This is a genomic window from Streptomyces sp. P17 (assembly GCF_032436805.1).
GTDB lineage: Bacteria > Actinomycetota > Actinomycetes > Streptomycetales > Streptomycetaceae > Streptomyces.
The window spans coordinates 1-230 of sequence record NZ_JAVRBF010001577.1; the positions used below are offsets into that span (position 1 = coordinate 1).

Consider the following 230-nt stretch of genomic DNA (forward strand, 5'->3'; position numbering starts at 1 on the left):
GACATTCCTACCGGTCTGACCGTGGGCGCTCCAGAACTGCTGTTCGAGAAGGCCGCGACCGACACGCAGACCGTCGGGGGCGCTACCGGCGCGTACGGCCCGCTCGTGACTGACCTTGATACGAACTTCGTCATGCCCAAGCGTGACCGTCTCGTTATCGCGGACCTGTTGCAGTCGGGCACCGTGTCCGGCAGCGCGATTAAGTACGCGGTCTTCGGGGCGCTTGAGGG

Annotated in this window: 1 protein-coding gene; it reads left to right on the top strand. The window is 64.8% G+C overall.

The genetic code is table 11. The annotated features are described in order from the left end of the window. Nucleotides 1-21 precede the first annotated feature (21 nt). On the top strand, nt 22-230 hold a 209-nt coding region (locus RMT89_RS45740; RefSeq protein WP_315889651.1), incomplete at its 3' end, for a hypothetical protein.